Origin of the sequence: Pseudomonas migulae, from assembly GCF_024169315.1 — a bacterium.
In the GTDB taxonomy this organism is placed as follows: Bacteria; Pseudomonadota; Gammaproteobacteria; order Pseudomonadales; family Pseudomonadaceae; genus Aquipseudomonas; species Aquipseudomonas migulae_B.
Genome location: NZ_JALJWR010000001.1, coordinates 340,426 through 367,424, shown reverse-complemented (window position 1 = coordinate 367,424; position 26,999 = coordinate 340,426). Strand labels below are relative to the sequence as shown.

Genomic DNA, 26,999 nt, shown 5'->3' with positions numbered 1-26,999 from the left:
ATGTCTCTGTTGATCCGTGGCGCCACCGTTATTACCCATGATGAAAGTTATCGCGCCGACGTCTATTGCGCCGACGGCGTGATCAAAGCCATCGGTGACAATCTTGATGTTCCGGCGGGCGCCGAAGTGCTCGACGGCAGCGGCCAATACCTGATGCCCGGCGGCATCGACCCGCATACCCACATGCAGTTGCCTTTCATGGGCACCGTGGCCAGTGAGGACTTTTTCAGCGGCACGGCGGCAGGCCTTGCCGGGGGCACCACGTCGATCATCGACTTCGTGATTCCCAATCCGCAGCAATCGCTGATGGAAGCCTTTCATCAGTGGCGCGGTTGGGCGGAGAAGTCAGCCTCGGATTATGGCTTCCATGTCGCGATCACCTGGTGGAGCGAACAGGTCCGCGAGGACATGGCCGAGCTGGTCAACCAACACGGCGTCAACAGCTTCAAGCATTTCATGGCGTACAAGAACGCGATCATGGCGGCTGATGACACGCTGGTGGCGAGCTTCGAACGCTGCCTGGAGCTGGGCGCGGTGCCGACGGTGCATGCGGAAAACGGCGAGCTGGTTTATCACCTGCAACGCAAGCTGATGGCCCAGGGCATGACCGGCCCGGAAGCGCACCCACTGTCGCGTCCGTCACAGGTCGAAGGTGAAGCGGCGAGCCGAGCGATCCGTATCGCCGAAACCCTGGGCACGCCGCTGTATCTGGTTCACGTGTCGACCAAGGAAGCCCTCGACGAAATCACCTACGCCCGCAGCAAGGGCCAGCAGGTCTACGGCGAAGTACTGGCCGGGCATCTGCTGCTGGACGACAGCGTCTATCAACACCCGGACTGGCAGACCGCCGCCGGTTATGTGATGAGCCCGCCGTTCCGTCCTCGCGGTCATCAGGAAGCGCTTTGGCATGGGTTGCAATCCGGCAACCTGCACACCACCGCCACCGACCATTGCTGCTTCTGCGCCGAGCAAAAAGCCGCGGGTCGTGACGATTTCAGCAAGATCCCGAACGGCACCGCCGGCATAGAAGACCGCATGGCGGTGCTGTGGGATGAAGGGGTGAACACCGGGCGCTTGTCGATGCAGCACTTTGTGGCGCTCACCTCCACCAACACCGCGAAGATCTTCAATCTCTACCCGCGCAAGGGTGCGATTCGCGTCGGTGCCGATGCTGATCTGGTGCTGTGGGATCCCGAAGGTTCGCGGACGATTTCGGCGAAAACCCATCACCAGCAAGTCGACTTCAACATCTTCGAAGGCAAGACCGTGCGCGGGGTGCCGAGCCACACGATCAGCCAGGGCCGGGTGGTTTGGGCCGATGGTGATCTGCGCGCTGAGCGTGGGGCCGGGCGGTATGTCGAGCGGCCGGCGTATCCGGCGGTGTTTGATTTGCTGAGCAAGCGGGCTGAGTTGAATCAGCCGGTTGCCGTGAAACGCTGAAAGCGGCCTTCGGCCTATCGCGGGCAAGCCCGCTCCCACAGGGATCTCAGGTGTGTGCAAAACCTGTGGGAGCGGGCTTGCTCGCGAAGAGGCCGGCACAGACAACAAAAATCCAATGCCCACCAGAGGCAGCACCTCAATAACCGTGAGGCCAACACCGTGATCAAGACCCTGACCCATCTTCCGCATCCCTACGAGAACGCGGCCGCCCTCGCCGGCCACTTCACCGACCTGGCGCCACCACTCAACGACCGCCAGGCGCATCTGGAAGCCTCGCGTTGCCTGTATTGCTACGACGCACCGTGCGTGAATGCCTGTCCGAGCGACATCGACATTCCCTCGTTCATCCGCAATATCCATCAGGACAACGTGCAAGGCGCAGCGCAGAAAATCCTCTCGGCGAACATCCTCGGCGGCAGTTGCGCGCGGGTTTGCCCAACGGAAATCCTTTGCCAGCAAGCCTGTGTGCGCAACAACGCCGATGAGTGCGCGCCGGTGTTGATCGGTCTGCTGCAGCGCTACGCCGTCGACAACGCGCACTTCAGCGAACACCCCTTCCCTCGCGCCGCAGCCACCGGCAAGCGTATCGCCGTGGTCGGTGCCGGGCCGGCCGGTTTGTCCTGCGCCCATCGCAGCGCCATGCACGGGCACGACGTGGTGATTTTCGAAGCTCGGGAAAAGGCTGGCGGCCTCAACGAGTACGGGATCGCCAAGTACAAACTGGTGGACGATTACGCGCAGAAGGAACTGGACTTCCTGCTGCAGATCGGTGGCATCGAAATCCGTCACGGTCAGAAACTCGGCGAGAACCTGACCCTCAGCGAACTGCATCAGCAGTTCGACGCGGTGTTTCTCGGGCTCGGCCTCAACGCCAGCAAGCAGCTTGGGCTGGCCCACGAAGATGCACCGGGCCTGCTCGCCGCCACCGAGTACATCCGCGAATTGCGCCAGGCCGATGACCTGACGCAACTGCCTTTGGCCGACCACTGCATCGTCCTCGGTGCCGGCAACACCGCCATCGACATGGCCGTGCAAATGGCCCGGCTCGGCGCACATGACGTGAATCTGGTGTATCGCCGCGGCGTCGAGGACATGGGCGCCACGCACCACGAACAGGACATCGCCAAAGCCAATCAGGTGCGCTTGCTGACGTGGGCGCAACCTGAGGAAGTGCTGCTCGACGATCAGGGCAACGTGCGCGGCATGCGTTTCGCTCGCACGCACCTGGTGGAGGGTCGCCTGCAAACGACTGGCGAAACCTTCGAACTGGCCGCCGATGCGATCTTCAAAGCCATCGGCCAGGCCTTCGATTCAAGTGCCCTTGGCGATCCGCTGGCTCGCGAACTCAAGCGTCAAGGCGATCGGATTCAGGTCGATGAACACCTGCGCACCAGCATCCCGGGTGTGTATGCCGGCGGTGACTGCACCAGCCTCGATCAGGATCTCACTGTGCAGGCGGTGCAGCACGGCAAACTGGCGGCCGAGGCCATCAACGCTCAACTGATGCTTAACGTGGAGGCTGCGTAAATGGCCGATCTTTCGATTGTCTTCGCCGGCATCAAATCCCCCAACCCGTTCTGGCTCGCTTCCGCCCCGCCCACGGACAAGGCCTACAACGTGGTCCGCGCCTTCGAAGCCGGTTGGGGTGGCGTGGTCTGGAAAACCCTGGGTGAAGACCCGGCGGCGGTCAACGTGTCGTCGCGCTACTCCGCGCACTTCGGGGCCAACCGTGAAGTACTGGGCTTCAATAACATTGAGCTGATTACCGACCGTTCGCTGGAGATCAACCTGCGGGAAATCACCCAGGTCAAAAAGGACTGGCCGGACCGGGCGCTGATCGTTTCGCTGATGGTGCCCTGCGTCGAAGAATCGTGGAAATACATCCTGCCTCTGGTGGAGGCTACCGGTGCCGATGGCATCGAACTGAATTTCGGTTGCCCCCACGGCATGCCGGAGCGCGGCATGGGCGCGGCGGTCGGCCAGGTTCCGGAGTATGTCGAACAGGTCACGCGCTGGTGCAAGACGTATTGCTCGCTGCCGGTGATCGTCAAGCTCACGCCGAACATCACCGACATCCGCGTCGCCGCCCGTGCGGCCCATCGCGGAGGGGCCGACGCGGTGTCGCTGATCAACACGATCAACTCGATCACCAGCGTCAACCTCGAGCGCATGGTCGCCAACCCCACCGTCGGCAGCCAAAGCACCCACGGCGGTTATTGCGGTTCAGCGGTGAAGCCGATCGCGCTGAACATGGTCGCCGAGATCGCTCGCGATCCGCAGACGCAAGGCTTGCCGATCTCCGGCATCGGCGGCATCGGCAACTGGCGCGACGCAGCGGAATTCATCGCGCTGGGCAGTGGCTCGGTGCAGGTGTGCACGGCGGCGATGCTGCATGGTTTCCGGATTGTCGAGGAAATGAAGGATGGCTTGTCACGCTGGATGGACAGTCAGGGTTACGCCAGCGTGTCGGAGTTTTCCGGGCGCGCCGTGGGCAATACCACCGACTGGAAGTACCTGGACATCAACTATCAGGTGATTGCGAAGATCGATCAGGAAGCGTGCATCGGGTGCGGGCGTTGCCATATCGCCTGCGAAGACACCTCCCATCAGGCGGTGGCCAGTCTCAAGCAGGCGGACGGTACGCATAAATATGAAGTGATCGATGAGGAGTGTGTGGGCTGCAATTTATGCCAGATCACTTGCCCGGTGCAGGATTGCATCGAGATGGTGCCGATGGAGAACGGGAAGCCGTTTCTGGACTGGAATCATGATCCGAGGAATCCGTACCATGTTACCGTTTGAGTCCGGCGGCACCTGATCTTGCGCCTTCGCGAGCAAGCCCGCTCCCACATTTGATCTCCAGCGAACACAGCATTTGTGTCTGACAGCAATCAAATGTGGGAGCGGGCTTGCTCGCGAAGGCGCCGGCAGCAACACCCTGGACATCAAGGCTCCAACCCGATCCCCCGCAAAATCACACTCGTCACCGTCTGCACCGCCCGCTCGAACTGCATGTCCGACAGCGGCTGATGATCATTCAGAATGTTCACCTGATGATCGAAGTCAGCGTAATGCTGGGTCGAGGCCCAGATCATGTACAGCAGGCTTGATGGCTCCACCGGCAGGATGCGTTTGTCGTCCACCCACTGGCGAATTTTCGCTTCTTTCATCTTGGCCCAGTCGTACAGGCTGATGTCCAGTTTCTCACCCAGCGTCGGTGCACCGTGGATGATTTCGTTGGCCCAGACTTTCGAGCCGTAAGGCCGGCTGCGGGAGTGGTTCATCTTGGCGCGGATGTAGCTGCTGAGCACCACGCGCGGGTCATCGAACATCTCGAAACACAGGGCGTCCTGTTTCCACACCTCCAGCAAATCGAACAGTACGGCGCTGTACAACTCGGTCTTGGTGCTGAAGTAGTAATGCAGGTTGGAGCGCGGCAGTTGCACTTCGGCGGCGATGTCGGCCATGGCGGTACCGCCGAAGCCTTTTTCAGCGAAGACCTTTTCGGCCCCGAGCAGGATTTTTTCGACGTTACTGCGGCGAATCTCGATCTTGTGATTGCCCATGAGGGCTCCCTGACAACAGCGTTGCTCAAGACTAGCATCCGCTCTACCTCGCGGCGACAGCGGAAAACGAAACTTCGTACACCCACCCGCTGACGCTCGCAGTTAAACTGTCGCCCTTCTTCGAATCTGCCTCCGAGGTCTCCACGATGCTTTTCAAGCAAGCCCTGACCACCGCTGCCCTGCTCGGCTCACTGCTCGCCGCCTCGTCGGTGTTTGCCCACGCCCATCTGAAAGGCCAGACCCCGGCCGCTGACAGCACCGTGAGTGCGCCCTCGGAACTGCGTCTGGAGTTTTCCGAAGGTGTCGAAGCAACGTTCACCAAAGTCACGATCAGCAAGGACGGCACCAACGTGCCGGTGAAAAGCCTGGCCACCGAAGGCAGCGACAAGAAGACTTTGATCGTGACCCCGGCAGCACCGTTGGCGGCAGGAACTTACAAAGTCGAATGGCACGCGGTGTCGGTCGATACCCACAAAAGCGAAGGCGCCTACAGCTTCAAGGTTGGCCAGTAATTCATGACGAGCGCGATGGTGCTGTGCCGTTTCCTGCATTTCACCGTGGTGCTGATGCTGTTCGGGGCCTGGGTATTCAGGCCGCTGTTGTTGGGCCGTGAGACGTTGCTCGACGCGACGCTGTTGCGCGTCAGCCGATGGCTCGGCGCCGTGGCACTGATCAGCGGCATCGGCTGGTTGCTGCTGATCACTGCCAGCATGGCCGGAGCCTGGGAAGCGGCAATCGATCCATCGACGTTGAGTCTGGTACTGGGCAACACATTCTTCGGCCAGGTCTGGCGCTGGCATTTTTTGCTGAACGGACTTCTGGTGGTGTTGCTGCTGACGCCGCTGCACACCCGCCAGACCTTGCGCCTGATCCTCGGCAGTCTCCTGTTGGCCACGCTGGCCCCGGTCGGCCACGGGGCAATGCTCGATGGTCTCAGCGGCCAGTTGCTGATCCTCAATCAAATCGTTCACCTGACGTGTGTCGGCGCCTGGTTGGGCGGACTGCTGTTGCTGGTGATTATTTTGCAGCAACCGGCTGGCCATGCCGTTCGCGAAGTACTGCAGCGTTTCAGCGGCGTGGGTTACGCATTGGTGACCGGTTTGATTATCACGGGACTGATCAATGTGCGGGTACTCACCGGGCAGTTCTGGCCGACACCGCTGCTGTCCGGTTTCGCACTGATTCTGCTGATCAAGGTGGTACTGGTCGCCGCTATGTTGGGGCTGGCGCTGTTCAATCGGTTGCGGATCAAGGATTGCGAGCAGCGGTTGGCCACGCTCAAGACCAGTGTGATCCTCGAATGGCTGCTGGGGATTGGCGCAGTGGCAGCAGTCTCCCTCCTGGGCACCATGCCTCCAATGATTACGAGCTGACAACACAACCCCCCTGTGGGAGCGGGCTTGCTCGCGAAAGCGGTGGGTCAGGCAGCAAAGATGTTGAATGTAATGACCTCTTCGCGAGCAAGCCCGCTCCCACAGGGTTATACGCCGCCCTCAAGTCATCGTATAACTTCCGATTGACAATCCCTCAAACCCTCGCAAATAATCGCCCCCATGTTGTACGACGACGTATAACAATCATAAAAACAAGAAACACATGGGAGCGTCACTTTGAGCAAGCTCGTCTGCAATTCCTCCGCCTGCACCCCTCGTCCATCCTTCGCACGCCGTCATTCCCTGAGCCTGATCGGTTGCAGCAGCCTGGCCGTACTCGCCATGCCGATGACCAGTAACGCCGAAGGTTTCGTCGATGACGCCAAGGCCACGCTGAACCTGCGCAACGCCTACTTCAATCGCAACTACACCAACCCGGCCTACCCTCAAGGCAAGGCTGAAGAGTGGACGCAAAACTTCATCCTCGACGCTAGGTCCGGCTTCACTCCGGGCCCGGTCGGTTTCGGCGTGGACGTGCTCGGCCTGTACTCGCAGAAGCTCGATGGCGGCAAAGGCACGGGCGGCACCCAGTTGCTGCCGATTCACGATGACGGCCGTCCGGCAGACAATTTCGGCCGCATGGGCGTGGCGCTGAAAGGCAAAGTCTCGAAGACTGAATTGAAGGTCGGCGAATGGATGCCGGTGCTGCCGATCCTGCGCTCCGATGACGGTCGCTCGCTGCCGCAAACCTTTCGCGGTGGTCAGGTGACGTCCACCGAGATCAGCGGCCTGACGCTCTACGGCGGCCAGTTCCGGCAGAACAGCCCGCGCAACGATGCGAGCATGGAAGACATGTTCATGAACGGCAAATCGGCCGCCTTTACCTCTGACCGTTTCAACTTCGGCGGCGGTGAGTATGCGTTCAACGAGAAGCGCACCCAGGTCGGTGTCTGGTACGCGGAACTCAGCGACATCTATCAGCAGCAATATTTCAACCTGAGCCACAGCCAACCAATCGGCGACTGGACCCTGGGCGCCAACCTCGGTTACTTCATCGGCAAGGAAGACGGCAGCGCCCTGGCCGGCGACCTCGACAACAAAACCGCCTTCGCCATGCTCTCGGCCAAGTACGGTGGCAGCACCTTCTATGTCGGCCTGCAGAAACTCAGCGGCGACGATGTCTGGATGCGTGTCAACGGCACCAGCGGCGGCACCCTGGCCAACGACAGCTACAACTCCAGCTACGACAATGCCAAGGAGAAATCCTGGCAGCTGCGTCATGACTACAACTTCGTGGCGCTCGGCATTCCCGGCCTGACGATGATGAACCGCTACATCAGCGGCGATAACGTGCACACCGGCGTGATCACCGACGGCAAGGAATGGGGTCGCGAATCGGAACTGGCCTACACCGTGCAGAGCGGCCCGCTGAAAAACCTCAACGTAAAATGGCGCAACGCAAGCATCCGCAAGGACTTCAGCACCAACGAATTCGATGAGAACCGGATTTTCGTCAGCTACCCGATTTCGTTGCTGTAAAACCTTATAAGACTGACAAAACTCCTGTGGCACAGGAGATACCTGTGGCGAGGGGATTTATCCCCGTTGGGCTGCGAAGCGGCCCCAAAACCTGAATCGCCATTTCTTCAGGTAAACCGCCTGACAGGACGACGACTGCTTCGCAGTCGAACGGGGATAAATCCCCTCGCCACAGGTATTTCCTTTGCCATAAGTATTTCCTTTGCCACAGGGATCTCCTTTGCCATAGGTATCTCCTTTTGCCATAGGTATCTCCTTTTGCCATAGGTATCTCCATTGCTATAGGTAGCCACCTTGCCCACAGGACCCTCCGTCCATTTCCTCCAAAGTCGCGTTGACAAGACCCGGAAACCCTAACGATACTTCGGCAAAGTCGTACGACAACCTACAACGAATTCAACAACAATAAATTTGCACCCAGGAACAGCCATGACCACCACGCCCAACGCCCCTTTCAATCGCCTGCTGCTGACCGGTGCCGCCGGTGGCCTCGGTAAAGTCCTGCGCGAAACCCTGCGCCCCTATGCCAATGTGATTCGCCTGTCGGACATCGCCAACATCGCCCCCGCCATCGATGACCGCGAAGAAGTCGTGACCTGCGACCTCGCGGACAAGCAAGCCGTGCATCAACTGGTGGAGGGCGTGGACGCGATCCTGCACTTCGGCGGCGTCTCGACGGAGCATTCGTTCGAAGACATCCTCGGCGCCAACATCTGTGGCGTATTCCACATCTACGAAGCCGCGCGCCGTCATGGCGTGAAGCGGGTGATTTTCGCCAGTTCCAACCACGTCATCGGTTTCTACAAACAGGACGAAGTGATCGACGCCCACTCCCCTCGCCGCCCGGACAGCTACTACGGTTTGTCCAAGTCCTACGGCGAAGACATGGCCAGTTTCTACTTTGATCGCTACGGCATCGAGACCGTCAGCATCCGCATCGGCTCTTCGTTCCCGGAACCGCAAAACCGTCGAATGATGAGCACCTGGCTGAGTTTCGGCGACCTGACCCAATTGATCGAGCGCGCCCTGTACGCCCCGAACGTCGGCCACACCGTGGTCTACGGCGCCTCCGACAACAAAAAAGTCTGGTGGGATAACCGCTATGCTACCGCCCTGGGTTACGCGCCACAGGACACGTCTGAAGTGTTCCGCGAAAAAGTCGAAGCCCAGCCGATGCCGGCCGCGGATGACCCAGCCATGGTTTATCAGGGTGGCGCCTTTGTCACGTCCGGCCCGTTCGGCGACTGACGCCCCTTGTTTCGCTTGATCCCCACAACAAAAAACCAAGGGAATGAGTCGCCATGCAAGCCGAATTGATTGTCGATGCCCGCAACGGGGTCGGTGAAAGCCCGGTCTGGGTTCCCGAGGAAAACGCCCTGTACTGGGTCGACATTCCTGCCGGAGGCCTGCAACGCTGGAGTGCCGAGAGCGGGCATGTCGACGCCTGGACCGCGCCGGAAATGCTCGCCTGCATCGTGCGCAGTCCTGACGGCGGTTGGGTGGCCGGGATGGAAAGCGGATTCTTCCGCCTTCATACGCACAGCGACGGCAGCCTCGATTGTGAATTGCTGGCGCACGTCGACCACGCCCGCACGGACATGCGCTTGAACGATGGTCGATGTGACCGTCAGGGGCGCTTCTGGGCCAGCAGCATGGTGCTGAACATGGGCGCCAATGCGGCCGACGGCGCGCTGTATCGCTACAGTGCCGGACAACGCGGTCCGCTCGCTGCGCAACTGGGTGGATTCATCGTGCCCAACGGGCTCGGCTTCAGTCCGGATGGCCGCACGATGTACCTGTCGGACTCGCATCCCTCGGTCCAGCAGATCTGGGCGTTCGATTACGACATCGACAGCGGCATGCCGTCCAACCGACGGCTGTTCGTCGACATGCATCAGTTCCCCGGTCGCCCCGACGGCGCCGCGGTAGACGCCGACGGTTGCTACTGGATCTGCGCCAACGACGCCGGACTGATTCACCGGTTCACCCCTGACGGTCGCCTCGATCGCTCCCTCGAAGTTCCGGTAAAAAAACCGACCATGTGCGCCTTTGGCGGCAGTCGACTGGACACGCTTTTCGTGACCTCGATCCGCCCCGGTGACGATGAGGATCCTCTGTCGTTGGCTGGCGGCGTGTTCGCCTTGAATCCCGGCGTCAAGGGATTGCCGGAACCCCTTTTCAACCACTAGCTGCAAATGCTTCTGCTGCACCGCTGCGCCTTGAATGAAGACAAAAAAAATAACAATACTGGAGACAACCTCATGGACTTCAAACGCACCTTGCTCGCCGCTGCACTCCCCTTGGCCTTCACCATCAGCAGCGCCGCACACGCGCTGGAAATCAAATACGCCGATATCCACCCCGCCGGTTATCCGACCGTGGTGGCGGAAGAGCAGTTAGGCAAAACCCTGACCGCCGACAGCAACGGCAAGCTGACCTTCAAGATGTTCGCCGGAGGTGTGCTCGGTTCGGAAAAAGAAGTGATCGAACAGATGCAGGTGGGGGCCATCCAGATGGCTCGCGTCAGCCTCGGCATCGTCGGGCCCGTAGTGCCTGATGTGAATGTGTTCAACATGCCGTTCGTGTTCCGCGATCAGGCTCACATGCGCAAGGTCATCGACGGCGAAGTCGGCGACGAGATCCTCGACAGAATCACCAAGTCCGAATTCAACCTGGTGGCCCTGGCCTGGATGGATGGCGGCACACGTAACATCTACACCAAAAAACCGGTGCGCAAACTTGAAGACCTCAAGGGCATGAAAATCCGCGTGCAGGGCAACCCGATGTTCATCGAAACCATCAATGCCATGGGTGGCAACGGCATCGCGATGGACACCGGCGAAATCTTCAGTGCCCTGCAAACCGGCGTGATCGATGGCGCAGAAAACAACCCGCCGACCCTGCTCGAGCACAACCATTACCAGAACGCCAAGTTCTACAGCCTGACCGGCCACTTGATCCTGCCAGAGCCGATCGTGATGTCGAAAATCACCTGGGAAAAGCTCACCCCCGAGCAGCAGATACTGGTGAAGAAAACCGCCAAAGCCGCACAGGCCCAGGAACGCACCTTATGGGACGCGAAATCCGCCAGCAGTGAGGAAAAACTTAAGGCCGCGGGTGTCGAGTTCATCACCGTCGACAAAAAACCTTTCTACGAGGCCACAGCCTCGATTCGCGAGAAGTACGGCGCGCCTTACGTCGACCTGATCAAGCGCATCGAAGCCATTCAATAAACCTCCTTGCATTCATGAAAGGCCCGGCGCCGCTGACGTTGGTGTAAGTCAGCGCGCGCCCGGTTACGGTGGAACCCGATGAAGAATTTACTGCTGCGTATCAACGACAGGATTTACATGACCTGTATCTGGGTCGCCGGCCTGTCGGTCCTGGCTATTTCCCTGATCATTCCGTGGGGTGTATTCGCTCGTTACGTCCTCGGCACCGGTTCGAGCTGGCCGGAGCCCAGCGCCATTTTGCTGATGATGGTGTTCACCTTCATCGGTGCTGCCGCCAGTTACCGCGCCGGCGCGCACATGGCGGTGGCCATGCTCACCGACCGCATGGCTCCTGAGTTGCGCAGGGCCATGAGTATTTTTTCCCAGTTGTTGATGGCGACCATTTGCCTGTTCATGGCGATCTGGGGCACCAAGCTGTGCATGTCGACCTGGAACCAGTTCATGAGCGCCCTGCCGACTCTGCGCGTCGGCATCACCTATATGCCGATCCCGATTGGTGGTGTGCTGACGCTGATCTTTGTCCTGGAAAAACTCTTGCTCGGTGACCAGAGCAACCGTCGGGTCGTGCGTTTCGATCTGGTTGAAGAAAGCGAAGGTGCCGCATAAATGGACGCTCTGATTCTGCTCGGCAGTTTTATCGCTTTGATCCTGATCGGTATGCCCGTCGCCTATGCTCTGGGTCTTTCTGCTCTGATCGGCGCGTGGTGGATCGATATCCCGTTCCAGGCGCTGATGATCCAGGTCGCTGGCGGTGTGAACAAATTCTCTCTGTTGGCGATTCCGTTCTTCGTCCTAGCAGGTGCGATCATGGCCGAGGGCGGCATGTCCCGACGGCTGGTGGCGTTTGCCGGCGTGCTGGTCGGCTTCGTGCGCGGCGGCTTGTCGCTGGTCAACATCATGGCCTCGACGTTCTTCGGCGCGATCTCCGGTTCCTCGGTGGCTGACACCGCGTCCGTGGGTTCGGTGTTGATTCCGGAAATGGAACGCCGCGGCTATCCACGGGAATTCGCCACCGCCGTGACCGTAAGCGGTTCGGTGCAAGCGTTGTTGACCCCGCCGAGCCACAACTCGGTGCTCTACTCGCTCGCTGCGGGCGGCACGGTGTCGATTGCCTCGCTGTTCATGGCAGGCGTGGTACCGGGCCTGTTGATGAGCGCGTGCCTGATGGTGCTGTGCCTGATCTTCGCGAAAAAGCGCAACTATCCCAAGGGCGAAGTAATTCCGCTACGCCAGGCGCTGAAAATCTGCGGCGAAGCCATGTGGGGCTTGATGGCGATGGTCATCATCCTCGGCGGAATTCTCTCGGGCATCTTCACCGCCACTGAATCGGCGGCGATCGCGGTGCTCTGGTCGTTCTTCGTGACCATGTTCATCTACCGCGACTACAAGTGGAGTGAACTGCCGAAACTGATGCACCGCACGGTGCGTACGATCTCGATCGTGATGATCCTGATCGGCTTCGCGGCGAGCTTCGGCTACATCATGACGCTGATGCAGATCCCGGCGAAAATCACCACGATGTTCCTGACCCTGTCCGACAACCGTTATGTGATTCTGATGTGCATCAACGTCATGCTGTTGTTGCTCGGCACGGTGATGGACATGGCGCCGCTGATCCTGATTCTGACGCCGATTCTGATGCCGGTGATTCTGGGTATTGGCGTGGACCCGGTGCAGTTCGGCATGATCATGCTGGTGAACCTGGGGATTGGATTGATTACACCGCCGGTGGGCGCGGTGCTGTTTGTGGGGTCAGCCGTGGGCAAAGTCAGTATCGAGAAAACCGTGAAGGCGCTGCTGCCGTTTTATGGCGTGCTGTTCCTGGTGTTGATGGCCGTGACCTACATTCCTGCGCTGTCACTTTGGTTGCCGCATTTGGTGTTGTAACAACAACTAAACGATGACGCATAACCTGTAGGCGCCAGGCTTGCCGACGAGGGCGATTCTGAATACGCCTTCGCCGACAAGCCTGGCGCCTACAGGGGATCGCATTTCAACCATTGATATCATTGCGGGTGAATATGACGCCAACAATTCTCGAACTCGAAGACGACTTCACCCTCCTCACCTTTGCCCCCGAAACCGGCGGCAGCATCGTCAACTGGACCGTGCGCAGTTCGGGTCAGCCGCTGTTGCGCCACAGTGACGCTCACGCGCTGAACACCGGCCTGCCGGGCAAGCTCGGCTGCTTTCCCCTGGTGCCCTGGTCGAACCGCATTTCCGACGGTGGTTTCGATCGCCCGGATGGCTGGCTCGCGCTCGAGCCCAACAGCCTCACCGATCCGCTGCCGATTCATGGCAGCGCCTGGCAGCAGCCGTGGCAGGTGGTTTCGCAGACGGATGATGAAGTCGTGCTGCAACTCGACAGCACCACGCCGTTCGCGTATCGCGCCCGGCAGCGCTTCCATCTGAGCGACGGCAAACTCAGCATCGAGTTGCACGTCACCCATCTGGCCGAGCGCGCCGCGTGGCACGGCTTGGGGTTGCATCCTTATCTGCCGCGCACTGCCGGTACGCGGTTGCAGGCAAACGCCGGGCAAGTCTGGTTATGCGACGCCGCCAAACTGCCCACACGACTCAGCCCATTGCCGGCCGATTGGGATTTTCAGCACCTCAAGGCCTTGCCCGACACGCTGGTCGACAACGGTTTCTGCCAATGGGATGGCCACTGCCTGATCCAGCAACCCGACCTCGGTTATGAACTGGAATGCCAGGCCAGCGGCAGCGATTACTACCTGCTCTACTGCCCGGTTGACCTGGGATTTTTCTGCATCGAACCGGTGAGCCATCCGGTCAATGCGCACCACTTGCCCGGCCGCCCGGGACTGGTGCTGCTGGAGCAGGATCAGTCCACTGAACTGGCTTTCAGCCTGCAATACCGCGCCTACCCTAATAGCTGACTCAGCACTGCGCGCAACTTGCCGGGTTTCACCGGTTTGTTCAGCAGCGGCGCGTCGAGTCGTTGCAACGAGCGTCGGCACTGGTCCGTGCGGTCGGCGGTGATGATCACCGCCGGTATGGTCTGACTGAAATGCTCGCGCAAATGTCGCACCACTTCACACCCCACCACTCCGTGATCGAGGTGATAGTCCGCCAGGATCAGTTCCGGCGCCTGGCCCTGCAACGCGGCCAGTGCCGAGGTTTCGTCGGTGGCGACGACCACTTCGCAACCCCACTGCCCGAGCAATGCGCTCATGCTTTCCAGAATGCTCACTTCATTGTCCAGCACCAGCAAGCGCCGGCCCGGCAATGGATTGCCGGTACCCGGCTGGGGCGCCGCGAGGCTGATGGGTAACGGAACCTCATGGGAAATCGGCACCTCAATGCTGAACATTGACCCCCGTCCCGGCAGCGAATGCACCTGGATCCGGTAGTCGAGGATCTTGGCGATGCGCTCGACGATGGCCAGCCCCAGCCCCACACCTTTGCGGTCGGCGGCGCGGCCGACGTCCAGTTGATTGAACTCGAGGAAGATCGAGTCGAGGCGATCCGCCGGGATCCCGCGCCCGGTGTCCCACACTTCCAGGCGCAGTCGGTCGCCACGACGCCGGGCCCCGAGCAGAATGCTGCCTTCGTCGGTGTAGCGACAGGCATTGCTGAGGAAGTTGCGCAGGATGCGGGTCATCAGGCGCAGGTCAGTGCGTATGGCGAAATCGCCCATGTGCACGCGCAAACGCAATCCGGCCGCATCGGCCACGGACCGGAATTCGGACACCAGCGGCCCGAGCAATTCATCGAGGCGGTACAACGCGACATCCGGTTTGACCGCGGCTTGATCGAGCCGGGAGATGTCCAGCAAATCGGTGAGCAAATCTTCCGCCCCTTCCAGGGCCTGGTGGGTGCGTTCGACCAGCACCTGTTCGACGTCCGGCAGTTTGCGCTCACGCAAGGTCGAAATCAGCAATCGCGCGGCGTTGAGGGGTTGCAGCAGGTCATGACTGGCCGCGGCGAGGTATTTGTCCTTGCTGCGATTGGCGGCCTCGGCCGCATCACGGGCATCGCGCAAGGCCTCGGCGATCTGTTTACGCTGGGTGATCTGTTGCTGCAGGTTACGGTTGGCTTCGAGTAATTCGTCGGTGCGCGCGGTGACCCGCTGTTCCAGTTCGTCATTGAGTTGCTGCAGCCGTTGCTGGGCCTGTTTGCGTTCAGTGATGTCGGCGACAAAACCCTCCACCAGGGCCTCTTGATCGGGCTTGAGCAGCAGGTTCATCAGTACGTCGAGGCTGCTGCCGTCCTTGCGCCGCAACTGGGTTTCATAGCCATGCAGACTGCCCTGATGCCTGAGCATCTCACCAATATTTTCCAGTTCCCGGGCACCGCCGACAAACAGGTTGCTCGCCAGGTCAGCCAGGGAAAACAACACGTCCTGAGGGTTTTCATAGCCCAGCATCCGCGCCAGCGCCGGGTTGGCGGCGCGCATGCCTTCGAGCAGGCTGGCCTGGAAAATCCCGTGCACCGCATTTTCGAACAGCCACTTGTAACGATTGCGCTCGGCTTCGAGCTCGTCGAGGCGCGCGGCGAGTTCCGGGTAATGGCTCTTGCGCGCCGAGTGGCTGCCTAATCCGAGTAACCCGGCCAGCGCGCGTTGCTGTTCGTCAGAGGGCTTCGCCATAGACGACCTCGACATCGCGCTGACTGGATTCGCGCGGGTTGGTCAGGATGCACGGGTCGTGCATGGCGTGTTGCGACAGGAACGGGATGTCCGCCGTACTGACACCGTGCAAACCGAGGGTTTCGTGGAAGCCGATGGCGTGTTTCAACGCGATCAGGTGTTCAACCAGACGCCCGCAGATCTGCCGGTGGTTGAGGCCCCGGCAATCGATGCCGAACGTCTCGGCAATCACCTTGAACCGCTCCGGCGCAGAGCTGTAATTGAACGCCACCACGTGCTCCACCAGTACCGCGTTACACAAGCCGTGAGGCAAGTCGAGAAAACCGCCGAGGCTGTGGGACATGGCGTGCACTGCGCCGAGAATCGCATTGGAGAACGCCAACCCGGCCTGCATGCTGCCGAGCATGATCTTCTCGCGCAGGGCGATGTCGTTCGGGTTGGCGATCATCTGCACCAGGTTGCCGTTGATCAGGCGCATGGCTTCCAGCGCGTGAGGGTCGGTCAAGGGGCCGTGACCGGTGGACACGAAGGCTTCGATGGCATGCACCAACGCGTCGATGCCGGTACAGGCCGACAGGAACGGGTCCATGCTCAGGGTGGTTTCCGGGTCGATCAGCGACACGTCCGGCACCACCGCTTTGCTGACGATGGAGAACTTCATGCGTTCTTGCTGGTTGGAAATGATCACGAACTGCGAGACATCCGCCGAGGTGCCCGCCGTGGTCGGAATCAGGATCAGCGGTGGGCTGGGCACACGGATGGTGTCCACCCCTTCGAACTCGAGGATGCTGCGCCCATGGGCGACGACAATGCCGATGCCCTTGCCGCAATCCATCGGGCTGCCGCCGCCGACCGCCACGATCACATCGCAGTGGTTTTCCTTGTACAGCTCGGCGCCGAGCATGACTTCCTCGACCCGTGGGTTGGGCGAAACGTCGCTGTACAGGAAGTAATCGATGCCCTGGGCTTGCAGGCTGGCCTCGACATCGGCGACCCAACCGGCGGCGATCACGCCAGGATCGCTGACCACCAGGACCTTGCGGGCACCAAAGGTCTTGGCGTAGTTGCCGACGTTATGCCGGCAACCGGCACCGAAGATGATTTCAGGCGAAACGAATTTACGCAGCTGGCTGAGACTCTGGCTCATTGGAAAGCCTGTTTTTATTGTTTTGGAAGGTGAGAGCCACACTAACCCATCCGGCTGTGAATGCAATCAGACCAATGGCTGGTCGCCATTCACCGCCGCTCCCACAGGGGATTTGTGTCTGCTTTCGATTCATCCGCGATAGATCAATCGCGATGCCTTCTCGTTACGCAAGGTCAAATGCTCCATCCCCTGCCCTGGAGCATCGGCTTCCTCGCGTGCCTTGAGGATCACACCGTGGTGCGGCGACTTGCTGCACACCGGGTCGGCATTGGCGGCGTCACCGGTCAGCATGAACGCCTGGCAGCGGCAGCCGCCGAGGTCCTTGTGCTTTTCATCGCAGGAGCGACACGGCTCCTTCATCCAGTCGTCGCCGCGAAAGCGGTTGAAACCGAAGGAGTCGGTCCAGATGTGTTCAATGCTGTGCTCGCGCACATTGGGAAACGTCACCGGCAATTGCCGGGCACTGTGACAGGGCAACGCCGTGCCGTCCGGGGTGATGTCGAGGAACAGATTGGCCCAACCGTTCATGCAGGTCTTGGGACGCTCTTCGTAATAATCCGGGGTGACGAAAATCAGCTTGCACGGATGGCCCTGCGCCTCAAGCCGTTCCCGGTATTCGTTAGTGATGCGCTCAGCGCGCTGCAATTGCTCGCGGGTCGGCAACAGGCCCACGCGGTTGAGCTCGGCCCAGCCGTAGAACTGGCAGGTCGCCAATTCGACGAAATCCGCCTCCAGTTCAAGACACAGGTCGATGATCTTCGCGATCTCGTCGATGTTGTGGCGATGGGTGACGAAGTTCAGCACCATCGGATAACCCTGGGCTTTCACCGCGCGGGCCATGGCGAGCTTCTGCGCGAAGGCCTTGCGCGAGCCGGCGAGCATGTTGTTGACGGCTTCGTCGGCGGCCTGGAAGCTGATCTGGATATGGTCGAGCCCGGCAACCTTGAAATCACGGACTTTCTGTTCGGTCAGACCGATACCCGAGGTGATCAGGTTGGTGTAGTAACCCATGTCCCGTGCGGCTTTGATCAACTCCGCCAGGTCCTGGCGCACCAACGGCTCGCCACCGGAAAAGCCCAGTTGCGCGGCGCCCATTTCCCGCGCCTCACGGAACACGCGAATCCATTCTTCGGTACTCAACTCTTCACCTGATTGGGCAAAGTCCAACGGGTTGGAGCAGTACGGGCATTGCAGCGGACACCGATAAGTCAGCTCCGCCAACAGCCACAACGGTGGTCCCGGACGCGAGTCATTCGATCCAGAATTGAGCATGGGCCACCTCCAGAAACGCCAGCACATCCTCGTCGATCCCCGGCACACCAGGGAAACTCGCCGAGAGTAAATCAATGATCGCCGCCACACTGCGCTGACCGTCCAGCAGATCGAGAATCTGCCCGGCACTGGTATTGAGTTTGATCATGCCCTCCGGGTAAAGCAGCACATGGCAGTCCTGACGCGGCTCCCACTGCAAGCGAAAACCCTGGCGCAACGCCGGTGACTGCGCACGTTTGATCAGGCTCACAGCGCGATCCCCCGATGCCAGACGCGCTCGGTGGTCACCGTGTGATACGGCGGGCGTTCCAGTTCATAGGCCATGCTCATGGCATCGAGCATGCTCCACAGCACGTCGAGCTTGAACTGGAGGATTTCCAACATCCGCTGCTGGCCTTCGACAGTGACGTAATGGGCCAGGGTGATGCGCAAACCGTGCTCGACATCACGCCGCGCCTGGCTCAGGCGCGTGCGGAAATAGTCGTAACCGGCGACGTCGATCCACGGGTAGTGCGCTGGCCAGGCGTCGAGCCGCGATTGGTGGATCTGCGGTGCGAACAGCTCGGTCAGCGAACTGCTGGCCGCTTCCTGCCAGCAGGCGCGACGGGCGAAATTGACATAGGCGTCCACAGCAAAACGTACGCCGGGCAATACCAGCTCCTGGGACAGAATCTGTTCACGCTCCAGGCCCACCGCTTCACCGAGGCGCAGCCAGGCTTCGATACCCCCTTCGCCGCCGGGCACACCGTCGTGGTCGAGAATCCGTTGCAGCCATTCGCGGCGCACGTCGCGGTCCGGGCAGTTGGCCAGGATTGCGGCATCCTTGAGCGGAATGTTGATCTGGTAATAGAAGCGGTTGGCGACCCAGCCTTGAATCTGCTCGCGAGTGGCGCGCCCGGCGTACATGGCTTGGTGGAAGGGATGATGGATGTGGTAGTAGGCGCCTTTGGCACGCAGGGCGGCTTCGAATTCGGTGGGGGTCATCGGGGTGTCGGTCATTGCGGGGCTCCGGGAAATCTTGGGTGTCTGGTCTGGCCTCTTCGCGGGCAAGCCTCGCTCCTACAGGGTTTGCGCATCCCCTGTAGGAGCGAGGCTTGCCCGCGAAGGGGCCATTCGCTACAGCACAATGTCCATGCCGTCATAGGCCACTTCGATGCCCCGCCGCTCCAGCAACGCCCGCTCAGCCGAGTCTTCGTCGAGGATCGGATTGGTGTTGTTGATGTGGATCAGCACCTTGCGCTGGCGACTGAAACCCTCCAGCACTTCAAGCATGCCGCCCGCTCCGCTTTGCGGCAGGTGGCCCATCTCGCTGCCCAGGCTCTGGCCGACTTCACACACGCGCATCTCGTCATCGCGCCACAACGTACCGTCCAGCAACAAACAATCGGCGCGCTGCATCCAGCTCAACACCTCATCGTCGACCTGGCCCAGGCCCGGCGCATAGAACAACGACGCGCCCGTGCGCAGGTCTTCGATGAACAGGCCGATGGTGTCGCCCGGTTGCGGGTTGCCGCGATTGGGCGAATAAGGCGGCGCGTTGCTGACCAACGGAATCGCCCGAAACTGCAAATGCTTGCACGCCGCGATATTGAACGGCTCGCGGTCCAGCCCCACGGGTTGCCACTGCAAGCCGCCGTTCCAGTGTTTGAGCATGGTGAACAACGGGAAACCGCTGCTCAGGTCTTCATGAACCCGCTCGGTGCACCACACCGAATGCGGGCAGCCTTCGCGCAAGCTCAGCAGACCGGTGCAATGGTCGATCTGGCTGTCCATCAGGACCACGCCGGCAATCGCCGTGTCGCGCAAGCGGCGGGCCGGTTGCAACGGCGCGAAACTCTCGAATTGCGCGCGGATATCCGGTGAAGCATTGCACAGCACCCAGTCCACACCGTTGTCGCTCAAGGCAATGGAAGACTGCGTGCGCCGTTGCGCCCGCAGGCTGCCGCTGCGCATACCGGCGCACTGGCGGCAGTTGCAGTTCCATTGCGGAAAACCACCGCCAGCGGCGGAACCGAGAACGCGAATGTGCATGGGCAATGCTCCAGAAGGCAGGCCCGGCCAACGCTGCGGCTGGCCGGGTGGACGATCAGCGGTTGGCGAAATACATCGTCACTTCGAAGCCAATGCGCAGGTCGGTAAACGCGGGTTTAGTCCACATGGGTCAATCCTCTTCTTGTGCCGGACGATTCCGGTAAAGCCATTAATGCACGGAGCGGCAGGCGCCCGAATGCTACTTTCGAAGGAGGTTGTGGGGTGCGTTGGTAGGGGGTGGCAGATGCACAAAACCAATGTGGGAGCGGGCTTGCTCGCGAAAGCAGTGTGTCAGTCAGCGTACAAGTCGACTGACACACCGCATTCGCGAGCAAGCCCGCTCCCACAGGGAGATGCGGTGTGTTTGCAGAAGTTAGAAGAACCCGAGCGGGTTGATGTCGTAGCTCACCAGCAGGTTTTTGGTCTGCTGATAGTGGTCGAGCATCATCTTGTGGTTTTCACGGCCGACACCGGATTTCTTGTAGCCACCGAACGCCGCATGCGCCGGGTACAGGTGGTAGCAGTTGGTCCACACGCGCCCGGCCTTGATCGCCCGGCCCATGCGGTACGCACGGTTGATGTCGCGGGTCCACAGGCCGGCGCCGAGGCCGAACTCGCTGTCGTTGGCAATCGCCAGGGCTTCGGCTTCGTCCTTGAACGTGGTGATGCCCACCACCGGGCCAAAGATCTCTTCCTGGAACACGCGCATCTTGTTGTGGCCCTTGAGCAGGGTCGGCTGGATGTAGTAACCCGTCGACAAGTCGCCTTCAAGACGTTCAGCCGCGCCGCCGGTGAGCAGCTCGGCGCCCTCCTCCTGGGCGATTTTCAGGTACGAGAGAATCTTGTCGTATTGCTGCTCCGACGCCTGGGCGCCGACCATGGTTTCGGTGTCCAGCGGGTTGCCGCGTTTGATCTTGACGATCTTCTGCATCACCACTTTCATGAAATCGTCGTAGATTGATTCCTGCACCAGCGCTCGCGATGGGCAGGTGCAGACTTCGCCCTGGTTGAAGAAGGCGAGCACCAGGCCTTCGGCGGCTTTCTCGATGAACTGCGGCTCGGCGTTCATGATGTCTTCGAAGAAAATGTTCGGCGACTTGCCGCCCAGTTCAACGGTGCTTGGAATGATGTTCTCGGCGGCGCATTTCATGATATGCGCACCGATCGGGGTGGAACCGGTGAAGGCGATTTTGGCGATGCGCTTGCTGGTGGCCAGCGCCTCACCGGCTTCGCGACCGAAACCCTGCACGATGTTCAACACACCGGCTGGCAGGAGATCGGCGATCAGTTCGGCGAAGATCATGATCGACAACGGCGTCTGCTCGGCGGGTTTGAGCACGATGCAGTTACCGGCCGCCAGGGCCGGGGCGAGTTTCCACGCGGCCATCAGCAGCGGGAAGTTCCACGGAATGATCTGCCCGACCACGCCCAGCGGTTCGTGGAAATGGTAGGCGGTGGTCAGCTCGTTGATCTCGGCGGCGCCGCCTTCCTGCGCGCGGATGCACCCGGCGAAGTAGCGGAAATGGTCGGCGGCCAGCGGCACATCGGCGTTCAGGGTTTCGCGTACGGCCTTGCCGTTGTCCCAGGTTTCGGTGACGGCGAGGATTTCCAGATTCTCCTCGATACGGTCGGCGATTTTCAGCAGCACCCGCGAGCGGTCCTGCGCCGAGGTCTTGCCCCAGGCATCGGCAGCGGCGTGGGCGGCGTCGAGGGCTTTTTCGATGTCGGCGGCGCTGGAGCGCGGGAACTCGGCGATCACTTCACCGGTGACCGGCGAGGTGTTGGTGAAGTATTCGCCATTGACCGGCGCGACGAACTCGCCGCCGATGAAGTTGCCGTAGCGCGTCTTGAACGTGACGACGGCGCCTGGTGTTCCGGGTTGTGCGTAGATCATGGTGAGCCTCTGTCTGGGTCGATGCCTGTCGGGCAAACAGGCGATGAACCGATAGTAGAGAGCCCCGCGTGCCGAACGAATGCGCCGTTGGCAGGGGGGTTCTCGTTATTTGGTAGTAGGTTTCACACAAACCAATGTGGGAGCGGGCTTGCTCGCGAAGGCGTCCATCCAGTCAGAACAGCTGTGTCTGACACACCGTTTTCGCGAGCAAGCCCGCTCCCACAGGGGTTATGCGGTGGACTCAGGGTCAGTGCTTCGCCACGACCAGGTCTTTCGGCAACTTGAACGTCCAGAGCATCCCGCCCTGGTTGAAGTCCTTGATGCGCTTGGCCACTTCGCCGCCCCACAGCGGTACGGCGCCCCCCCAACCGGACAGCACCGAGACGTATTGCTCGCCGTCCATTTCCCAGGTCACGGGTGAACCCAGCACGCCGGAGCCGGTCTGGAATTCCCAGACCTTCTCGCCGGTCTTGGCGTTGAACGCCTGCAGGAAACCTTCCGGCGTACCGGTGAACACCAGGTTGCCCTTGGTGGTCAGCACCCCGCCCCACAGCGGCGCGAAGTTCTTGTGACGCCAGACTTCCTTGCCGGTTTTCGGGTCGATGGCGCGCAACACGCCGATGTAGTCTTCGTTCAACGGCTTGATGGTGAAACCGGCCCCGAGGAACGCCGCGCCTTTCTTGTAGGCAATGCCTTCGTTCCAGATGTCCATGCCCCACTCGTTGGACGGCACGTAGAACAGCCCGGTGTCTTTGTTGTAGGCCATCGGCATCCAGTTTTTCGCGCCGAGGAACGCCGGGGCGACGAACACCGAACTGCCTTTGGCTTCAGTGCCCGGTGCGCCGGGACGGCTGGCTTCGTTGTAGATCGGCCGGCCTTCTTTATCGAGCCCCGTGGCCCAGGTGATCTTGTCCACGAACGGGAAGCCGCGAATGAACTTGCCGTTGGTGCGGTCCAGCACGTAGAAGAAACCATTACGGTCGGCAGTGGCCGCCGCTTTGATTTCCTTACCGCCTTCGGTGTAGTTGAACGAGACCAGCTCGTTCACGCCGTCATAGTCCCAACCGTCGTGGGGCGTGCTCTGGAAGTGCCATTTGATCGTGCCGTCGTCCGGGTTGAGTGCCAGACGCGACGATGAGTAAAGGTTGTCGCCAGGACGCAAGTGCGAGTTCCAGGGCGCCGGGTTACCGGTGCCGAACAGCAGCAGATTGGTTTCCGGGTCGTAGTAACCGCCAAGCCAGGGCGCCGCGCCGCCGGTTTTCCACAGATCGCCCGGCCAGGTCTTGCCGGCTTCGCCACCGGAAATGCCGTTCTCTACCGCTTTGCCGTCCTTGTAGACGTAGCCCATGTGACCTTCGACGGTCGGGCGGCTCCACAGCAGGTCGCCGTTTTTCGGGTCGTAGGCTTCGATCTTGCCGACCACCCCGAACTCGCCACCGGCCACGCCGGTAATCAGTTTTCCGTTGATCACCAGGGGGGCGGCGCTGATCGAATAGCCTTCCTTGTGGTCGGCGACTTTCTTGCTCCAGACGACTTTGCCGGTGTCTTTGTTCAGGGCCACGAGCTTGGCGTCGAGGGTGCCGAAGAACACCAGGTCGCCGTACAGCGCCACGCCCCGGTTGATCACGTCGCAGCACGGGCGGATGTCATCGGGCAGGCGCGCATCGTATTGCCAGAGTTTCTTGCCGGTGCGCGCGTCCACCGCAAACACCCGCGAGTAGGAGCCGGTCATGTACATCACGCCGTCCTTGATCATCGGCTGGGCTTGCTGACCGCGTTGTTTTTCGCCGCCGAAGGAGAACGCCCAGACTGGCCGCAAGTCCTTCACGTTGTTGACGTTGAGGGTGTCGAGCGGGCTGTAGCGCTGACCCTGGACGCCCAGACCGTTGGTGACGATCTGCTCCGGGTTCTTGGGGTCCTGGAGAATGTCCTGGTCGGTGACGGCGGCCAATGCCGTGCCGGACAACAGCATGGCACTGAGCAACAGGCTCAAGACGAAGGGATGGCGACGTGCGGGTTGGGTCATGACGGCTGCCTCTGCGATTTTTGTTATACCCGGGAAATTTTCCCGGTCTGGTGCAGATTCTTGGGCGCCGCCGCCCTTCGAACAATTGCCCGCAGTACTGAGTTTGCTAGTTCCTTAGTAGCGGGTCGGAAAAGATGAACACTGGATTTCGTGATCGACACCAGTCCCCTGTGGGAGCGGGCTTGCCCGCGATGGCGACGTCACATTCAACACATTCGTTGACTGACAGTCCGCTATCGCGGGCAAGCCCGCTCCCACAGGGATCTGTGTATTTCACTTATCCGCGCTGGAATCCACTCGCGTCATCTGTGCGCGCTCGTAGCGCGGATAGAGATGACTGACGCTGCGAATCAGCTCATAGCGACTCAGGCTGATCGCCGCGAATCGTTCGGGAATGGGACTGAGGATCATCTCGCTCATCTCGCTGCCATTGGCCGCGCCGTCGCGCATCAGTTGATCGAGCCAGCCAAGGTAGTCGCGCATTTGCTCGAACGGTTTTGCATCCGTGGCTAACGGGCCATGGCCGGGCACAATCATTGTCCACGGCAAGCCTTGCAGCGTCGCAATGTCCGCCAGCCATACCGAAAGCCCCGGACTGTTGGGCGTGGTCAGCGCCCGTTGGTAAAACACCAGATCCCCGGCAAACAGCACGCCGGTGGTCTGGTCGAGAATAGCCAGATCAGCGCCCGTGTGCCCACCCAGGCTCAGCAGGCGCAGATCGTGATTCCCAAAGTTTCGCACGCCCGGCGTCAGTGTCTCGGTCGGCAACACCACTTCAGTGCCACGCATCCAGTCACCCACCAGCCGGTACATGTTCTCGGCCATGGCATCGCCCTGCTGCCGAAGCAACCCGGTCGTGCCGGCCAGCGCGCCGATCGGCACGTCACTGAAGGCTTGATTACCCAACACATGGTCAGGGTGATGATGCGTCAGCAACACCTGGATCACGGGTTTATCGGTGGTCGCGGCGATGGCTTTGCGCATCGCTTCGCCGTAGCGCTTCGACGGCCCGGTATCGATTACCACCACGCCACGCTCGGTGACGATGAACGCCGTATTGACGATGTTGCCACCGTTGCCCTTGGCGAAATTGTCGGTGCTGCCTTCCAGCAGCCAGGTGTCCGCGGCGATCTGCCGGGGCTTGAGTAAATAGTCGGGATCGGCCAGCGCAGGAAGGCTCAGGCTCAAGAACAACAGCAGCATCCAGCGCATCACGCGCTCCTTTGAGTCAGGGTATGGCCGCATCAAACTGGTTGCCGCTGTTATCGCGCAGCAACAAGCGTGTCTGCCCTGCCCCTTCGATGTCGAACGCCAGGCTGGGGTTTTCGCTGACGGCGGGAAACAGTTCGAGGCGGGCCAGCAACCGATCGTTGTGATCCCGCAGCTCGGCATGGTTGATGAAAAACTCCGGGATGCCGCCGACCATGCCGTTGTCCATCGGATGCGCGACCTGCATACGCAAGCGGCTGAATTCGCCACGCGGATAGCGCCCACCGATGACTTCGCCAATGTGTTCTTCCCAACCCGGCTGGGTGCGCACCACGCTCGGCGCCGTGCAACCGCCGCCCGCCGCATCGATCAGGGTCGAGCCGACATGCCACAGCCCGTCGCGGGTCAGGACCGCGGCACGCAACGGCGTGGCTTGTTCGATACGGATGCGCACCGACAGCCACGGCAGCACCCGATCCAGCGGTTGGAAATCGACAATTTTCGGCAGCGGATTGAGTTCGGCCCACGCAAGGATTTTCACCACCTCGCCCTTGAACGCCCGGGCGTCGATTTCCAGCGGCACTTGCCGGGCGTCTTCGGCGAAGGGCGGCGCCAGCAGCTTGACCCGCTCGTCGAACACGAACGGCGCATCGCCCAGCATCTGCTTGTGATAGAAGGCCCACATGACCGACGGCACCGGGTCTTTGCCCGGTTCGATGGCGGCCGCGTGCGCGGCCAAGGGTAGCCAACAGGCCAACAGACAACGCACGCTCCAGTTCACTGTTGATACATCTCCGGTACGTCATACCGCAGGCCGTAACGGGCATAAATGGCTTTCACCGAGCCCTCGCGGATCAAGGTTTCCAGCGCCTCTTCCACGGCATAGGCCAATTGACGATTGCTTTCGTGCACCGCCATGCCGATCTCCCAAAGTTGCTTGCCCATGTTCGGATAGGCGTTTTCCGCCAGCGCGAGTTGCGGGTCCGCCGCCTCATGAACCTGCCAGTCGATCTCGCCGCGCATCGCCATGACCGCGTCGACCTCACCGGCCTTCATGGCCGCGAACGCCTGGGGCACGCCGGGGTAGTGACGGGTTTTGCCGGCGAGCATGCCGTTGAATACCGAGGTCAGGTAGAACGACGGCACGCTGTCGACCTCGACGCCAATCGGGTGGTGCTCGAACACTGCGACACTGCCCACCGACTCCAGCCGACGGCGGTCATACGCGACTTGCCATTGCTCGTTCTGGTACGGACCGAACATCACCACATGGCCGTTTTCCAGTTCACCCAGTTCGTTGCGCTTGCGCGCGTAATCCTGGTCATAGGGCACGCGCATCATCAGGTCGGCCAGTTGCAGATCGTGCAACTGGCTGGCGCGCCAGATGTAGTCGCGCAGGTCGTCGTCGAGTTTCTCGCCGGCGGGCGCCCAGATCAGTTTCAAGTGAACGCCAAGGGCTTTGGCCAAGGCCTCGGCCAGTTCGACATCCACGCCACGGGGCTTACCGGCGTCTTCGAAACTGTAGGGGGCGAAGTCTTTGTAGACCGCCACCTTCAGCTTCCCGGCGGCGATCATTTCGTCATAGGTACGGACCTGCGCCTGCACCACCTGGCAGCACAGCAGCACAGCGCTGATCAACACAGCGAGCAGGCGCATG

General features: G+C 60.8%; 25 protein-coding genes. 12 read left to right on the top strand and 13 right to left on the bottom strand.

All coding sequences use genetic code 11. The annotated features are described in order from the left end of the window. From hydA to preA, 3 genes are all read left to right on the top strand, one after another. Window positions 1-1,440 (top strand): dihydropyrimidinase, encoded by a 1,440-nt coding sequence (gene hydA / locus J2Y86_RS01740; protein ID WP_253427653.1) that lies wholly within the window; start codon window positions 1-3, stop codon window positions 1,438-1,440. A gap of 159 nt (window positions 1,441-1,599) precedes the next feature. Then, window positions 1,600-2,967 carry an NAD(P)-dependent oxidoreductase gene (locus tag J2Y86_RS01735; protein WP_253427652.1) on the top strand — a complete coding sequence of 456 codons (1,368 nt, stop codon included), beginning with the start codon at window positions 1,600-1,602 and terminating at the stop codon, window positions 2,965-2,967. Further along, entirely contained in the window at window positions 2,968-4,242 is a 1,275-nt protein-coding gene (preA, locus tag J2Y86_RS01730; RefSeq protein WP_253427651.1) for an NAD-dependent dihydropyrimidine dehydrogenase subunit PreA, read from the top strand. A gap of 143 nt (window positions 4,243-4,385) precedes the next feature. Here preA and J2Y86_RS01725 read toward each other — a convergent pair whose 3' ends face one another. Beyond that, entirely contained in the window at window positions 4,386-5,006 is a 621-nt protein-coding gene (locus J2Y86_RS01725) for a TetR/AcrR family transcriptional regulator (protein WP_253427650.1), read from the bottom strand. 146 nt (window positions 5,007-5,152) lie between these two features. On the opposite strand from J2Y86_RS01725, the gene copC reads away from it, so the two are divergent. The 9 genes from copC (at window position 5,153) to J2Y86_RS01680 (ending at window position 14,051) form a co-directional block, all read left to right on the top strand. Beyond that, entirely contained in the window at window positions 5,153-5,518 is a 366-nt protein-coding gene (gene copC / locus J2Y86_RS01720) for a copper homeostasis periplasmic binding protein CopC (protein WP_253427648.1), read from the top strand. A gap of 3 nt (window positions 5,519-5,521) precedes the next feature. Continuing rightward, on the top strand, window positions 5,522-6,379 hold the full coding sequence (gene copD / locus J2Y86_RS01715) for a copper homeostasis membrane protein CopD (protein WP_253427646.1): 858 nt from the start codon (window positions 5,522-5,524) through the stop codon (window positions 6,377-6,379). Window positions 6,380-6,616: 237 nt separating this feature from the next. Beyond that, the gene (locus J2Y86_RS01710) at window positions 6,617-7,918 is read left to right on the top strand and encodes an OprD family porin (RefSeq protein WP_253427644.1); all 1,302 of its coding nucleotides are present in this window, start codon (window positions 6,617-6,619) and stop codon (window positions 7,916-7,918) included. A 429-nt stretch (window positions 7,919-8,347) separates the two neighbouring features. Then, complete coding sequence (locus J2Y86_RS01705; RefSeq protein WP_253427642.1) at window positions 8,348-9,166, top strand: NAD-dependent epimerase/dehydratase family protein; 819 nt, start codon at window positions 8,348-8,350, stop codon at window positions 9,164-9,166. Between the two features lie 53 nt (window positions 9,167-9,219). Next, window positions 9,220-10,107: an SMP-30/gluconolactonase/LRE family protein gene (locus tag J2Y86_RS01700; protein ID WP_253427640.1), complete on the top strand. Its 888-nt coding sequence runs from the start codon at window positions 9,220-9,222 to the stop codon at window positions 10,105-10,107. 72 nt (window positions 10,108-10,179) lie between these two features. Then, window positions 10,180-11,151, top strand: coding sequence for a TRAP transporter substrate-binding protein (locus tag J2Y86_RS01695; RefSeq protein WP_253427638.1), 972 nt, complete (start codon window positions 10,180-10,182; stop codon window positions 11,149-11,151). 78 nt (window positions 11,152-11,229) lie between these two features. Then, a complete protein-coding gene (locus tag J2Y86_RS01690) occupies window positions 11,230-11,757 on the top strand; it encodes a TRAP transporter small permease (protein ID WP_253427637.1) in 528 nt (175 codons plus the stop codon). Continuing rightward, window positions 11,758-13,038 (top strand): TRAP transporter large permease, encoded by a 1,281-nt coding sequence (locus J2Y86_RS01685; protein WP_253427635.1) that lies wholly within the window; start codon window positions 11,758-11,760, stop codon window positions 13,036-13,038. A 134-nt stretch (window positions 13,039-13,172) separates the two neighbouring features. Then, window positions 13,173-14,051, top strand: a complete 879-nt coding sequence (locus J2Y86_RS01680; RefSeq protein WP_253427633.1) for an aldose 1-epimerase — start codon at window positions 13,173-13,175, stop codon at window positions 14,049-14,051. Here J2Y86_RS01680 and J2Y86_RS01675 read toward each other — a convergent pair. The 12 genes from J2Y86_RS01675 to J2Y86_RS01620 form a co-directional block, all read right to left on the bottom strand. Next, window positions 14,036-15,763 (bottom strand): PAS domain-containing hybrid sensor histidine kinase/response regulator, encoded by a 1,728-nt coding sequence (locus J2Y86_RS01675; protein ID WP_253427631.1) that lies wholly within the window; start codon window positions 15,761-15,763, stop codon window positions 14,036-14,038. The two genes, J2Y86_RS01680 and J2Y86_RS01675, sit on opposite strands and share 16 nt — an antisense overlap. Beyond that, the gene (gene ercA, locus J2Y86_RS01670) at window positions 15,747-16,910 is read right to left on the bottom strand and encodes an alcohol dehydrogenase-like regulatory protein ErcA (protein ID WP_253427628.1); all 1,164 of its coding nucleotides are present in this window, start codon (window positions 16,908-16,910) and stop codon (window positions 15,747-15,749) included. Before ercA ends, J2Y86_RS01675 begins: the two co-directional genes overlap by 17 nt. Window positions 16,911-17,039: 129 nt before the next feature. Next, on the bottom strand, window positions 17,040-18,182 hold the full coding sequence (pqqE, locus tag J2Y86_RS01665) for a pyrroloquinoline quinone biosynthesis protein PqqE (RefSeq protein ID WP_253427626.1): 1,143 nt from the start codon (window positions 18,180-18,182) through the stop codon (window positions 17,040-17,042). Further along, window positions 18,160-18,432 carry a pyrroloquinoline quinone biosynthesis peptide chaperone PqqD gene (gene pqqD / locus J2Y86_RS01660; protein ID WP_253427624.1) on the bottom strand — a complete coding sequence of 91 codons (273 nt, stop codon included), beginning with the start codon at window positions 18,430-18,432 and terminating at the stop codon, window positions 18,160-18,162. The genes pqqE and pqqD overlap by 23 nt, the downstream gene beginning before the upstream one ends. Continuing rightward, the gene (gene pqqC / locus J2Y86_RS01655) at window positions 18,429-19,181 is read right to left on the bottom strand and encodes a pyrroloquinoline-quinone synthase PqqC (RefSeq protein ID WP_253427622.1); all 753 of its coding nucleotides are present in this window, start codon (window positions 19,179-19,181) and stop codon (window positions 18,429-18,431) included. The genes pqqD and pqqC overlap by 4 nt, the downstream gene beginning before the upstream one ends. 117 nt (window positions 19,182-19,298) lie before the next feature. Next, window positions 19,299-20,213 (bottom strand): pyrroloquinoline quinone biosynthesis protein PqqB, encoded by a 915-nt coding sequence (pqqB, locus tag J2Y86_RS01650; RefSeq protein WP_253427620.1) that lies wholly within the window; start codon window positions 20,211-20,213, stop codon window positions 19,299-19,301. A gap of 55 nt (window positions 20,214-20,268) precedes the next feature. Further along, a complete protein-coding gene (gene pqqA, locus J2Y86_RS01645; protein ID WP_003253598.1) occupies window positions 20,269-20,340 on the bottom strand; it encodes a pyrroloquinoline quinone precursor peptide PqqA in 72 nt (23 codons plus the stop codon). Between the two features lie 246 nt (window positions 20,341-20,586). Then, window positions 20,587-22,107, bottom strand: coding sequence for an acetaldehyde dehydrogenase ExaC (gene exaC / locus J2Y86_RS01640; protein WP_253427618.1), 1,521 nt, complete (start codon window positions 22,105-22,107; stop codon window positions 20,587-20,589). A 247-nt stretch (window positions 22,108-22,354) separates the two neighbouring features. Beyond that, a complete protein-coding gene (locus J2Y86_RS01635) occupies window positions 22,355-24,133 on the bottom strand; it encodes a PQQ-dependent methanol/ethanol family dehydrogenase (protein ID WP_253427616.1) in 1,779 nt (592 codons plus the stop codon). 273 nt (window positions 24,134-24,406) lie between these two features. Next, entirely contained in the window at window positions 24,407-25,345 is a 939-nt protein-coding gene (locus J2Y86_RS01630) for a quinoprotein relay system zinc metallohydrolase 1 (RefSeq protein WP_253427614.1), read from the bottom strand. A 16-nt stretch (window positions 25,346-25,361) separates the two neighbouring features. Further along, window positions 25,362-26,123: a quinoprotein dehydrogenase-associated SoxYZ-like carrier gene (locus J2Y86_RS01625; protein WP_253427612.1), complete on the bottom strand. Its 762-nt coding sequence runs from the start codon at window positions 26,121-26,123 to the stop codon at window positions 25,362-25,364. Then, window positions 26,120-26,998, bottom strand: a complete 879-nt coding sequence (locus tag J2Y86_RS01620; protein WP_253427611.1) for a substrate-binding periplasmic protein — start codon at window positions 26,996-26,998, stop codon at window positions 26,120-26,122. Before J2Y86_RS01620 ends, J2Y86_RS01625 begins: the two co-directional genes overlap by 4 nt. Window position 26,999 lies beyond the last annotated feature (1 nt).